Here is a 12,639-nt window from a genome sequence, read left to right on the forward strand (position 1 = left end):
GGGGGCCCCCCCCCCCCCGCCCGGGCCCCCCCCCCCCCGGCGGGGGGGGGGCGCGGGCGCGCCCCCCCCCTTCTGCGTACCTCTGCGGGTGGATCAGGCGGTTCGGCGCTGGTGCAGCCAGAGCAGCGGGCCGCTGACCAGGTAGCCCACCACCACGAGGGCGAAGGTGAGCCGGATGTCGACCAGTGCGCCGATCACCGGGGCCAGCCACAGCCACGGCGGCAGCTTGAGCAGCCGGGCGAGCTTCGCGTACGGGAAGCTGGAGACCATCGCGAAGGCCAGCAGCGCCACCCCGGCGATCTGCACCACGGCGGGCAGCGGCAGGCCGATCGCGACCGTGAGGGCGAGCACCGCCGCCGCCATGGTCGTCGGCACCCCGCAGAAGAACCGGCCGTCCTTCGGCGAGACGTTGAACCGGGCCAGTCGGATCGCGGCGCAGGCCGCGACGAGGGCCGCGGCCACCGCGGCGGCCGCCGTGGGGGCCGACCCGGCCAGCGAGGCGTAGACCACCACGGGGGCGGCCAGGCCGAACGAGCACATGTCGGCCAGCGAGTCCATCTGGGCGCCGAACGGGCTGGCCACGCCGAGCTTGCGGGCGAGCGCGCCGTCGAGGCCGTCGAAGACGACGCAGGCGATGAGCAGGAGCGCCGCGACCCGGGCCTCCCCGGCCATGGCCACGAAGATGGCGTTGATGCCGAGCATCAGGCTGGCCAGGGTGCAGGCGTTGACCAGCGCGAACTTCATCCGGCGCGACGCGGTGCGCTCGCCGGGGAGCAGCGGGATCGACATCGCCGACGAGTCGTCGTCCACCGACGGAGCGGGGGCGAGGGCCGGGCTGACCGGCATGACCGCCTCGATCTCCGCCCGGCGGGCGCGGTCGAAGCCGTACCGGCGGGGCCGGTCGACGAGGTGCTCGGGGACCACCAGCTCGGCGCCGATACGCGGGTCGCCGTCACGGCGGCCCACCCGAACCAGCAGCACCTGCCGGGCGAACGTGCTGCTGCGGCGCAACCGGCCCGCCCAGCGACGCCCAGCGGGGCGCGGACTGTCAGTCGTACGACGCCGGCGCCACAGGGCTCTCGGCACGTTTTCCTCCATCACCGGATCGACTGGCCGCCCACGGGGGCGGGTGTCCGGCTGTCTCGTGCCGGACCGCTCTTGGCCCGGCAGCCCGTTCAAGCGGAGTACACCATTGCACAGGGAAGTGGCGGTTGGCGATAGCTGCCGGCGGTACTTATATCTCCGTTAAACCGCGCGAACCGCTGCCTTGTTCCCATCTCGGGCTTCATCGCCCGTTTTCTCCGCCAACCTCACTTACGACTGTACCGGAGCACCCTCGCAACGGCCCGGCGAGCGAGGGCTATCGCCCCCGACGTCCGGTTGCCAGGGCGGCGACCTCGGTCAGCGACAGCTTCGCCACCTGCGCGGACGTGAACCAGCCCGCCTCCGCGGTCGATCCGCCGGCCAGCTCGGTCACCTCCGGCTCGGTGGGCGCGGAGACCAGCACCCGGTAGACCACCCGGACGGCGTGCCAGTCCAGCGGGCGCCCCTCTGGCCCGAGCGCCGCGGGGTTGTGCAGATTGTCGACGGTCAACAGGTCGACAACGGTCCCGAGCTGCCCGGACTCCTCCACCAGCTCGCGCAGCAGCCCGGCGGCCGGCTGCTCGCCGTGATCCGTGCCACCGCCGGGCAGGTGCCACCGGCCCGCGCCCGGGTAGCCCGGTGCGATCCGGGTCAGCAGGATCCGGTCCGCGCGGTCGGTGACCAGCCCGTACGCGGCGAACCGCTGGCGTCGGTCGGCGGGCGGGGCGGCCCGCCCGGCCGGCAGCGCGCCGGGCAGGCCGGCCGGCAGGGGCGTGACGGGCAGGCCGAGCAGCTCGGCGGTGAACGGCATCAGCGGCAGCGCGGCGGCCTCGTCCGGCGTGCACCAGGCCAGCTCGTCGCTGCCGCCGGCCGGCTCCGGGCGCAGCTCGCCGCCGTGCTGCTCGACGTCGAAGACCAGCCGGTCGGTGTGCACGGCGACGCCCTCGGCGCGGAACGTGGTGACGTCGGCCAGGGCGGCCCGCACCCCGGTCACCTCGACGGCCAGCCCCGTCTCCTCGGCGAACTCGCGGACCACCGCCCGCGCCGGGTGCTCCGCGTGCTCGACGCCGCCCCCCGGCACCTGCCACACGCCCGGAAACGGACAACGGGCGGCTCCCCGGGCCAGCAACACCCGCCCCGAGGCGTCCCGCAGCACCCCGTACGCCCCGACCCTGCGCCGCTGTTCCACGCCCACCACGCTCCCCCGCCGCCCGGCCACCCGGCCGTCGATCATGAGGTTAGCGGGAGCCGGGAGCGGTATCAGGCGGTCGACGCCCAGGATCGACGGCGGACCGAGAGTCAGGTGAGGCGGGCGGCCTGGACGGCTTCGGCGGTCACCTCGGTGAGCCGGTCGGTGGGGAGGGCGCCCAGCTCCTCGCGGGCGAACCAGCGGGCCTCGCAGGTGGAGCCGCCGACGTCGGCGACGGTGGGCGGGGCGGGCTGGTCGACCACCACCCGGTAGAAGGCGCGCACCCCGTGCCAGTCGATCGGGTAACCCTCGGGGCCGAGCGAGGCGGCGTCCCGGTGGCTGGCCACGCCGAGCAGCTCGACCAGGCGGCCGGTCTGGCCGGTCTCCTCCACCAGCTCCCGGATCAGCGCGGCGCCGGGCTGCTCGCCGTAGTCGGTGCCGCCGCCGGGCAGGTGCCAGCAGCCGGCCCCCGGGTACCCGTCGGAGACCCGGGTCAGCAGCACCCGGTCGTCCGGGTCGGTCACCACCGCGTACGCGGCGAAGCGCTGCGCCCGGTGCAGGCCGTCCGGGCCGGGGACGGCGTAGAAGGAGGGGAACTCCGGCGGCTCGTCCGGGACGACGTCGGCGGAGGAGGCGGGCAGGCCCAGGGCACGCGCGGTGAACGAGCGCAGCGGAAGCGCGCGGGCCTCGTCGAGGGTGTACCAGCGGGCCAGGTCGGTGGGACGCTCCACCCGGTCGGTCAGGGTGCCACCGCGCACCGAGACCCGGTAGAGCAGGCGGTCGGTGTGGATGGTGATGCCCCGCTCCGGCAGGGCCCGCATGTCGGCGAGGACGTCCTCCAGCCCGGAGACGGCGACCGAGAGCCCGGTCTCGGCGGCGGTCTCCCGGACGACGGTGTGCTTCGGGTCCTCACCGTGGTCGACCGCCCCGCCGGGCAGGGACCACACGCCGGGGGTGCCGGAGCGCTCCGATGCGCGGACCAGCAACACTCGGCCGACTGAATCAGCACAGACTGCGTATGCCGCGATCCTGCGGAGCGGCTCCAGCAAGGTGGTCACGGAGCCAAATTCTCCCCGCCCACGGTTACCTGGATCGAAAAGAGTCAGATTCCTGACTCATCACTGGCAGGTCAGGGATCGGTCAGGGTAGGGATCCGGGCGGTCACCGAGGTCGCCCGGCCGCCCCGCGCGGAACGTGGAGACATGACCTCGACGAGCACCCCCCAGGCCCCGTACAAGCAGCTCCGCCGACCCACCACCGACCGGATGGTGGCCGGCGTCGCCAGCGGCCTCGGCCGCTACTTCGCCGTCGATCCCACCCTGGTCCGGGTGGTCTTCGCCGTGGCGACCCTGCTCACCGGCGGGTTCGCCGCGCTGGCGTACCCGATCATGTGGTTCCTGATGCCGGAGGAGCCGGCGGGAGCGCCCGCCTGGCCGCACCCGACGGGCGCCGCGCCGCACGGCACGCCGCCCACCCCGGGGTACGTCCCGCCGCCGGCCCCGACCACGCGGCCCGAGCCGCCGACGGTCGCGCAGCCGACCTACCCGCCGCAGCAGCCGCCGACGGCGTGAGCCGACCGGCTCACTCCCACTCGATGGTGCCCGGCGGCTTGCTGGTCACGTCCAGGACCACCCGGTTGACCTCGGCGACCTCGTTGGTGATCCGGGTGGAGATCCGAGCGACCACCTCGTAGGGCAGCCGGGACCAGTCGGCGGTCATCGCGTCCTCGCTGGAGACCGGGCGCAGCACCACGGGATGCCCGTAGCTGCGCCCGTCACCCTGCACGCCGACGCTGCGCACGTCGGCCAGGAGGACCACCGGGAACTGCCAGACGCCCCGGTCCAGGCCGGCGGCGGAAAGCTCCTCGCGGGCGATCAGGTCCGCCTGCCGGAGCAGGTCCAGCCGCTCCTGGTCGACCGCGCCGATGATCCGGATGGCCAGGCCCGGGCCCGGGAACGGGTGCCGCCACACCATCGCCTCGGGCAGGCCGAGCTGGAGGCCGAGCGCCCGGACCTCGTCCTTGAACAAGGTGCGCAGCGGCTCGACCAGAGCGAACTTCAGGTCCTCCGGCAGGCCGCCGACGTTGTGGTGGCTCTTGATGTTGGCGGTGCCGGTGCCGCCGCCGGACTCCACCACGTCCGGGTAGAGGGTGCCCTGCACCAGGAACTCGACGTCGCCGTGCGAGGCGATCTCGCGGGCGGCGGCCTCGAAGACCCGGATGAACTCCCGACCGATGATCTTGCGCTTCTGCTCCGGGTCGGTGACGCCGGCCAGCGCGCCGAGGAACCGCTCCTGCGCGTCGACCACCTTCAGCTTGATGCCGGTCGCCGCGACGTAGTCCTTCTCCACCTGCTCGGCCTCGCCGGCCCGCAGCAGGCCGTGGTCGACGAAGACGCAGGTGAGCTGGTCACCGACCGCCTTGTGCACCAGCGCCGCGGCGACCGCGGAGTCCACGCCGCCGCTCAGGCCGCAGATGACCTCCTTGTCGCCGACCTGCTCGCGGATCCGGGCGACCTGCTCGTCGATGATGTTCTCGGGCGTCCAGGTCGGCTCGATGCCGGCGATGTCGTACAGGAAGCGGGTCAGCATCTCCTGGCCGTGCGCGGTGTGCCCGACCTCCGGGTGGAACTGCACGCCGGCCCGGCGGCCGGCCAGGTCCTCGAAGGCGGCGACCGGGGCGCCGGCCGACTCGGCGGTCACCGTGAAGCCCTCGGGGGCCTCGGTCACGCAGTCGCCGTGGCTCATCCAGACCGGCAGGTCGGCCGGCAGATCGCGGAGCAGCACCCCGGGGTCGAGGAGGCGGGGGCGCAGCGGGGTGCCGCCGTACTCGCGGTTGCCGGTCTTCGCGACCGTGCCGCCGAGCGCCTGGGCCATCGCCTGGAAGCCGTAGCAGATGCCGAAGACCGGCACGCCGGAGTCGAACATCCCGGCGTCGATCTGCGGGGCGTCGGGCGCGTAGACGCTGGACGGGCCGCCGGACAGGATGATCGCGGCCGGGTCCTTCGCCAGCATCTCGGCGACCGGCATCGAATGCGGGACGATCTCCGAGTAGACCTTCGCCTCGCGCACCCGGCGCGCGATGAGCTGGGCGTACTGGGCTCCGAAGTCCACCACCAGGACGGGGCGAGGCGTGCTCATGTGCAGAAAGCCTACCGACAGTCACCCCCGGCCCGGGCAGGGGCCGGGCTACGGGCGTGCCGCATCACGTCCCCGCCGGTCAACCGGCTGCCCGCTCCACCGCCGGCGAGCCACCGGCGGGCCGCCCGCTCGGTGCCCGCGGTCCGGCCGGGCGGTCAGCCGCGCAGCGCGGCCGGGGCGTCCGCCGGCACCACCGGGCGCCGCGGGGGTACGGGCGCCACCCGCCGGTACGCCTCGCCGAGCGGCGGACGGGGATCGTCCTCGCCCTTGTTCGGCCAGAAGGACATCGCCCGCTCCGCCTGGGCGGTGATCGTCAGCGACGGGTTCACGCCGAGGTTCGCCGAGACCGCCGCCCCGTCCACCACGTGCAGCCCCGGGTGGCCGTAGATCCGGTGCCACGGGTCGATGACCCCGTCGGCCGGGGACGCCCCGATCACCGCCCCGCCGAGGATGTGCGCGGTCATCGGGATGTTGAACGGCTCGGTGAGCGCGCCGCCCGGCGTACCGCCGATCTCCTCGGCGAGCAGCCGGACCGCCTGGTTGCCGGCCGGGATCCAGGTCGGGTTGGGCGCGCCGTGACCCGGCCCGGTGACCAGTCGCCGGCCGAAGAGGCCGCGCCGGAACCGGGTGGTCAGCGAGTTGTCCACCGACTGCATCACCAGGGCGATCACCGTCCGCTCCGACCAGCCGCGCACCGACAGCATCCGGGCCGCCAGCCCGGGTTGCCGGACGATGCTGCCCAGCCAGCGTCGGACCCGGTGCGGGCCGCCGTCGACCAGCAGCGACTGGAGCAGCCCCATCGCGTTCGAGCCGCGGCCGTAGCGCACCGGCTCGATGTGGGTCTGCGGGTCGGGGTGGAAGGAGCTGGTGATCGCCACCCCCTCGGTGAAGTCCACCCCCTCGGCGCGGGCCCGCGCGCGGGGCACCGAGGCGCCGAGGATCGCCTCGGAGTTGGTGCGGGTCAGCTCGCCGAGCCGGTCGGAGAGGCCGGGCAGCGCCCCGGTCGCCTTCATCTCGTGCAGCAGCCGCTGGGTGCCCAGCGCCCCGGCGGCGAGGACCACCTGGTCGGCGTGGATCACCTGCCGGCGCCGCCGCAGCCAGGCGCCCGTCCGCTCGGTGTGCACCTCGTACCCGCCGTCGGGAGCCGGCCGGACGGCGGTCACCGTGGTCAGCGGGTGGACCTCGACGCCGAGCCGCTCGGCCAGCCAGAGGTAGTTCTTGACCAGGGTGTTCTTCGCGCCGTGCCGACAGCCGGTCATGCAGGAGCCGCAGTGCGTGCAGCCGGTGCGCTCCGGACCGACGCCACCGAAGTACGGGTCGGGCACCCGTTGGCCGGGGCGGCCGATGTGCACGCCCACCGGGGTGGCGTGGAAGGTCCGGCCGACCCCCATCCGCTCGGCGACGGCGCGCATCGCCCGGTCCGCACCGGTGTCGACCGGATACGTGGTGACGCCGAGCATCCGCTTCGCCTGGTCGTAGTGGCGGGCCAGTTCGTCGCGCCAGTCGGTGATGCCGCGCCACTGGGGGTCGTCGTAGAAGGCGTCCAGCGGCTCGTAGAGGGTGTTGGCGTAGACCAGCGAGCCGCCGCCCACCCCCGCCCCGGAGAGCACCATGACCCCGCCGCCGGCCTTGCGGTCGGCGGGGCGGAGCAGCGTGATCCGTTGCAGGCCGTAGCAGCCGAGCTTCGGCGCCCAGAGGAAGCGCCGGGCCCGCCAGGAGGTCTGCGGGAACTCGTCGTCGGCGAACCGCCGACCGGCCTCCAGCACGCCGACCGTGTAACCCTTCTCGGCCAGCCGGAGCGCGGTGACGCTGCCGCCGAAACCGGACCCGATGACGACCACGTCGTACCGCATGAACGCATCATTACCGCTGAGTAGCCATCGCGCCAGCGGCAGTTTTCGCGCGATCATGATCGCGTCCACCGATCCGTCAGGCCACGCCCGCAACTCGGGGCCCTCGTCGGAGCGTTTGTCCCAACGGGGGTGTCGAGCATGGCTCACGAGACAGGGGCGCGACGACCGCGCCGGGCGCTGCTGCTGGCCGCCCTCGCCGCGGTGATCCTGGTCGCCGGGGGCGCCCTGGTGGTGAACCGGCTGGTCAGCGACGACGGGCCGCAGCGCCGGCCCGGCCCGGTCGCCACCACCGCCACCGCCACACCGGGCACCGCCCCGGAGCCCAGCCCGACCGCCCCGCCCGGGGCCGGCATCACCGGGCCGCTCAACCTGCTGCTGGTCGGGGTGGACACCCGGGTCAGCGTCCCCGGGTGGGAGCCGCACAGCGACGCGGTGCTGGTACTGCACGTGCCGGCCGGGCTGGACCGGGCGTACCTCTTCTCGCTCCCCCGCGACCTGCTGGTGGACATCCCGGCCTTCCCCGCCGCGGGCTACCGGGGCGGGAAGACCAAGCTCACCCACGCGATGAGCTACGGCAGCCGGGTGCCGGGCAAGCCCAAGGAGCACCGCGTCGCCCAGGGGTACGAGCTGCTGCGCAGCACGGTCAGCGGATACACCGGGCTGCGGTTCGACGCCGGCGCGGTGATCACCTTCAACGGCTTCGACAAGCTGGTGGACACCCTGGGCGGGGTGGACATCTACGTCGACGAGCGGGTGGTCTCGCTGCACCGCCGGCCGGACGGCAAGCACCGCGACCCGGCGCCCTCCGGCGGCGGCTACGTCGGGCCGCAGATGGTCTACGAGAAGGGCCAGCGACACCTCAACGGCTGGCAGGCGCTGGACTACGCCCGCCAGCGCTACATCACCGGCGGCGACTACGCCCGGCAGCGCCACCAGCAGCAGCTCCTCCGGGCGCTGACCGCCAAGATCCTCGACGAGAACCTGGCCCGCCAGCCGGACCGGGTCCAGCAGGTGGTCGACGCGCTCGGCGACACCCTGATCTACGCCGGTGGTCCCCGCATCGTCGACCTCGCGTACGCCCTCGGCGGGCTGAGCGCCGACCGGTTCACCCCGGTCGCGCTCCCCGGCAGCGGGGTGGGCAAGGGCCGGGCGTATCGGGGTGAGGAGCTCAAGCCGGTCGGCCGACAGTTCCTCACCGCGCTCAAGGCCGGCGACGCCGAGAAGTTCCTCGCCGCCCACCCCGAGCTGCGGGTGAAGAACTAGAGACGCTTCGGGGCCGGCGGCCGCTCGGTGCCGTGCAGCCAGGCGGCGAAGAGCTTGTCCAGTTGCTTGCCGGAGACCCGCTCGGCGACCGCGACGAACTCGTCGGTGGTGGCGTTGCCGTTGCGCTTCTCCGCCGCCCAGGTCTTGAGGATCTTGAAGAACGCCGGGTCGCCGACCGCCACCCGCAGCGCGTGCACGGTCATCCCGCCGCGCTGGTAGACCGACTCGCTGAACAGGTTCTGCCGACCGGGCTCGGCCGGCGGCGTCTGCCAGAGGCGGCTGGACGAACCGGCGTACCGCCGGTCGAAGGCCGCCTGGGCGGTGCCGGTGCCCCGGTGCTCGGCCCAGAGCCACTCGGCGTAGGTGGCCAGCCCCTCGTTGAGCCAGATGTCCTGCCACTTCGCCAGCGAGACGCTGTTGCCGAACCACTGGTGGGCCAGCTCGTGGGCGACCACGCCGGTGTTCTCACCGCCCCGGAAGAAGCCCGCGCCGTAGACCGGGCGGCTCTGCGTCTCCAGCGCGTACCGGATCCGCTCGTCGGCGACCACCACCCCGCCGTACGCGGCGAACGGGTACGGCCCGAAGACGCTCTCCAGGTAGTCGGCGACCTCGGTGGTGCGGGCCATCGACGCGTCGGCGGCCCCCTTGCCGAGCTTGGTGCTGACCGCGCTGAACACCGGCCGTCCCTTGTGCTCGCCGGTCTCGACCCGGTAGTCGCCGATCACCACGGTGCTCAGGTAGCTGGCCATCGGGGCGGCCTCGGACCACTTCCAGGTGGTCCAGCCGTCGGCGTCCGAGCGCCCCTTCGGCACCCCGTTGCTGACCGCGGTCAGCCCCTTCGGGACGGTGATCTCGACGTCGTAGGTCGCCTTGTCCGAGGGGTGGTCGTTGACCGGGAACCAGGTGCTCGCCGACTCCGGCTGGCCGAGCGCGATCGCGCCGTCGGTGGTGTGCAGCCAGCCGCCCTCGCCGAGCACCTCGTTGGCCAGCGGCTCCGGCTTTCCCGCGTAGCTGATCTCGGCGGTGAAACCGTTGCCGGCGGTGAGCCCGGCGGCCGGGGTGACCACCAGCTCGTCGGCCTCCCGCGCGTGCCGGGCCGGCGCGCCGTCCACGGTCACCTTCCGCACCGTCAGCCCGGCCAGGTCCAGGTGGAACGCGGACAGGTCGGTGGTGGCCGTCGCCTGCACGGTGGCGGTGCCGGTGAGCCGGTCGGTGGCCGGGTCGTAGCGGACCTTGACGGTGTACCGCCCGACGTCGTACCCGCCGTTGCCGTAGCTCGGGAAGTAGGCATCGCCGACGCCGGCCGCGCCCGGCGCGAACTGGCGCCCTGCCGTCGGGGCCGGTGCCGTGGCCGGCGCCGGCCGCGGCTCCGGGTCGGACCCGCACCCGGCGAGCCCGAGAGCCGCCACCGTCACCAGACCGACGCCCCGCCGCATCCGCGCCATGGCCACCCGGCACCTCCCCGTGTCGTCGGCGGCAGCCTACCGACCGGCGGTCACCCGCGGGTCACGGAAGGGCGGGCGCGACGCCGCCGGCCAGCCAGGCGTCCAGCAGGGGGCGCAGCGGACGGCCGGCGACCCGCTCGGCGTACCCGGCGAAGTCGGCGGTGCTGGCGACGCCGCCGCGCCGCTCCTCGGTCCAGCCGCTCAGCAGGCGGAAGAACGTCTCGTCGCCGACGGTCCGGCGCAGCGCGTGCACCGCCAGGGCACCCCGCTGGTAGACCCCGTCGCCGAACATCGCCGCCCGGCCGGGATCGACCGCCGGCTGGGACCAGTCGGTGACGGCGTGCCGCAGCTCGAAGGCGCGCTGCGCGGTCCGGCCGCCGTCGTGCTCCGCCCACAGCCATTCCGCGTACGTGGCGAAGCCCTCGTTGAGCCAGATGTCCTGCCAGCTCGCCAGCGAGACGTTGTTGCCGAACCACTGGTGGGCCAGCTCGTGGACCACCACCGACGGGTTGGGCCGGCCGCCGGAGAAGAAACCCGGCCCGTAGACCGGGCGGGACTGGGTCTCCAACGCGTACCCGATCCGGCTGTCGGTCACCACGATGCCGCCGTAGGAGTCGAACGGGTACGGCCCGAACCGACTGGCGAGGAAGTCCGCTATCTCGCCGGTACGGGCCAGCGAGGCCGCCTCGGGTCCGGTCGCCGGCAGGGCGGCCGGCACCGCCGTGACCATCGGTCGGCCGCCGTGCGTGCCGGTCTCGACCCGGTAGTCGCCGATCACCAGGGTGGTCAGGTAGCTGGCCATCGGCGCGCGCTCGGCCCACCGCCAGGTGGTCCAGCCGCCGGTGCTGCTCCGCTCCCCCGGCACCCCGTTGCTCAGCGCGGCCAGCCCGTCGGGGACCGTCACCTCGACGTCGTAGGTGGCCTTGTCGGACGGGTGGTCGTTGACCGGGAACCAGGTGGCCGCCGACTCGGGCTGGCCGAGCACGATCGCCCCGTCGGCGGTGTGCAGGAACCCGCCGCTGCCCAGCTCGCCGTCAGGGACGGCGGTCGGCACCCCGGCGTAGTCGACGTCGACGGTGAACCGGGTGCCGCGGGGCAGCCCCCGCGGCGGCGTGATCACCAGCTCGCTGCCGTCGCGGCGGTGCCGGGCCGCCGCCCCGGAGACGGTCACCCGCGAGACGTCCAGCCCGATCAGGTCCAGGTTGAACCGGGAGAGGTTGCCGGTGGCGGTCGCGGTGACGGTGGCCCGGCCGGTCAACCGGTCGGTCGCCGGGTCGTACCGCACCCGCAGCCGGTAGCCGGAGACGTCGTAGCCGCCGTTGCCCCGACCCGGGACGTACGGGTCACCGGCGTCGGCGGCGCCGGGCCGGAACTCGCTGCGATCCTCGCGGTCGGGCGTACAGCCCGCGGTCGCCAGCGTCGTCACCGCCACGACGGCGGCGAGCAGAAACCGGGACCGGATACGACGCACCGGCCGAGCCTAATCGGCGCGACCGGTGCGTCGGGGTGGTTTTGTCCGGGTCAGCGGTCCAGGACCAGGCCGACCTTCTGGAACTCCTTGAGGTCGCGGTAGCCGCACTTGGCCATCGCGCGGCGCAGCCCGCCGAAGAGGTTGAGCTGGCCGTCCGGCTCGTCGGCCGGGCCGAAGAGCAGCTGTTCCATCGAGCCCAGCGGCTCGCCGGCGATCTCGAACGCGCCGCGCGGCAGCGACGGGTGGCTGGCGGCCGAGTGCCACCAGGCGCCACCGGCCGGCGCCTCCGCGCAGAGCGACAGCGCCTCGCCGAGCATCACCGCGTCCGCGCCGCAGCCCAGCGCCTTGGCGATGTCGCCGGAGGTCTGGATGTCGCCGTCGGCGATCAGGTGCACGTACCGGCCGCCGGTCTCGTCCAGGTAGTCGCGGCGGGCCGCGGCGGCGTCGGCGATCGCGGTCGCCATCGGCACCCGGATGCCCAGCACCGACTCGGTGGTCGACCAGTCGTCGCCGCCGATACCGACGATCACGCCGGCCGCGCCCGTCCGCATCAGGTGCAGCGCCGTCTTGTAGTCGGTGCAGCCGCCCACCACGACCGGCAGGTCGAGGTCGGCGATGAACTCCTTGAGGTTCAGCGGCTCGTCGGTGGTCGAGACGTGCTCGGCCGAGACGATGGTGCCCTGGATGACCAGGATGTCGACGCCGGCGTCGAGGATCACCGGGGCCAGCGCCAGGGTGTGCTGCGGGGAGACCCGGACGGCGACCGTGCCGCCGCCGGCGCGCAGCTCGCGCACCCGCTCGGCGATCAGGTCGGGGCGGATCGGCTCGGAGTAGACCTCCTGGAGCCGCTTGGTCGCCCGGGCGTCCTCGCCGAGACCGGCCAGCTCCTCCAGGACCTTGGTCGGGTTCTCGTACCGGGTCCACAAGCCCTCGACGTTGAGCACGCCGAGCCCGCCGAGCTGGCCGAGCCGGACGGCGGTGGCCGGGCTCATCGTGGCGTCCGACGGGTGCCCGACGCAGGGAATGCCGAACTGGTACGCGTCGAGCTGCCAACTGGTGGAGACGTCGTCGACGTCCCGGGTCCGGCGGCTCGGCACGATGGCGATGTCGTCCAGGTGGTAGCCGCGCTGCGCGGTCTTGCCCAGCCCGATCTCGACCACGTCACGCATGGGGACTCCAGGTGGTTGGGGGTGATGG

Annotated in this window: 10 protein-coding genes; 2 read left to right on the forward strand and 8 right to left on the reverse strand. The window is 74.1% G+C overall.

The features are described 5' to 3' along the window. Nucleotides 1-93 precede the first annotated feature (93 nt). The 3 genes from M2302_RS05535 to M2302_RS05545 form a co-directional block, all read right to left on the reverse strand. A complete protein-coding gene (locus M2302_RS05535; protein WP_280836894.1) occupies nucleotides 94-1,011 on the reverse strand; it encodes a CDP-alcohol phosphatidyltransferase family protein in 918 nt (305 codons plus the stop codon). A gap of 349 nt (nucleotides 1,012-1,360) precedes the next feature. Beyond that, the gene (locus M2302_RS05540; protein ID WP_280837042.1) at nucleotides 1,361-2,272 is read right to left on the reverse strand and encodes an NUDIX hydrolase; all 912 of its coding nucleotides are present in this window, start codon (nucleotides 2,270-2,272) and stop codon (nucleotides 1,361-1,363) included. A 110-nt stretch (nucleotides 2,273-2,382) separates the two neighbouring features. Beyond that, nucleotides 2,383-3,330 carry an NUDIX hydrolase gene (locus tag M2302_RS05545; RefSeq protein ID WP_154941892.1) on the reverse strand — a complete coding sequence of 316 codons (948 nt, stop codon included), beginning with the start codon at nucleotides 3,328-3,330 and terminating at the stop codon, nucleotides 2,383-2,385. Nucleotides 3,331-3,474: 144 nt separating this feature from the next. On the opposite strand from M2302_RS05545, the gene M2302_RS05550 reads away from it, so the two are divergent. Then, complete coding sequence (locus M2302_RS05550; RefSeq protein WP_280836895.1) at nucleotides 3,475-3,843, forward strand: PspC domain-containing protein; 369 nt, start codon at nucleotides 3,475-3,477, stop codon at nucleotides 3,841-3,843. A 10-nt stretch (nucleotides 3,844-3,853) separates the two neighbouring features. On the opposite strand, the gene guaA is transcribed toward M2302_RS05550, so the two are convergent. Both guaA and M2302_RS05560 read right to left on the reverse strand, forming a co-directional pair. After that, nucleotides 3,854-5,410 carry a glutamine-hydrolyzing GMP synthase gene (gene guaA / locus M2302_RS05555; RefSeq protein ID WP_280836896.1) on the reverse strand — a complete coding sequence of 519 codons (1,557 nt, stop codon included), beginning with the start codon at nucleotides 5,408-5,410 and terminating at the stop codon, nucleotides 3,854-3,856. Nucleotides 5,411-5,565: 155 nt separating this feature from the next. Beyond that, entirely contained in the window at nucleotides 5,566-7,263 is a 1,698-nt protein-coding gene (locus M2302_RS05560; protein WP_280836897.1) for a GMC family oxidoreductase, read from the reverse strand. A gap of 138 nt (nucleotides 7,264-7,401) precedes the next feature. Between M2302_RS05560 and M2302_RS05565 the strand changes: the two genes are divergently transcribed. Then, nucleotides 7,402-8,526 carry an LCP family protein gene (locus M2302_RS05565; protein ID WP_280836898.1) on the forward strand — a complete coding sequence of 375 codons (1,125 nt, stop codon included), beginning with the start codon at nucleotides 7,402-7,404 and terminating at the stop codon, nucleotides 8,524-8,526. Here the strand turns inward: M2302_RS05565 and M2302_RS05570 are convergent. The 3 genes from M2302_RS05570 to M2302_RS05580 all read right to left on the reverse strand — a co-directional run bounded on the left by M2302_RS05570 (nucleotide 8,523) and on the right by M2302_RS05580 (nucleotide 12,611). After that, nucleotides 8,523-9,971 (reverse strand): M1 family metallopeptidase, encoded by a 1,449-nt coding sequence (locus M2302_RS05570; protein ID WP_280837043.1) that lies wholly within the window; start codon nucleotides 9,969-9,971, stop codon nucleotides 8,523-8,525. The two genes, M2302_RS05565 and M2302_RS05570, sit on opposite strands and share 4 nt — an antisense overlap. A gap of 61 nt (nucleotides 9,972-10,032) precedes the next feature. Then, nucleotides 10,033-11,403 (reverse strand): M1 family metallopeptidase, encoded by a 1,371-nt coding sequence (locus M2302_RS05575; protein ID WP_280837044.1) that lies wholly within the window; start codon nucleotides 11,401-11,403, stop codon nucleotides 10,033-10,035. An 89-nt stretch (nucleotides 11,404-11,492) separates the two neighbouring features. Continuing rightward, nucleotides 11,493-12,611, reverse strand: a complete 1,119-nt coding sequence (locus tag M2302_RS05580; protein ID WP_088960331.1) for a GuaB3 family IMP dehydrogenase-related protein — start codon at nucleotides 12,609-12,611, stop codon at nucleotides 11,493-11,495. Between the last annotated feature and the right edge of the window lie 28 nt (nucleotides 12,612-12,639).

The sequence above is a fragment of the Micromonospora sp. A200 genome (assembly GCF_029893845.1).
Lineage (GTDB): Bacteria > Actinomycetota > Actinomycetes > Mycobacteriales > Micromonosporaceae > Micromonospora > Micromonospora purpureochromogenes.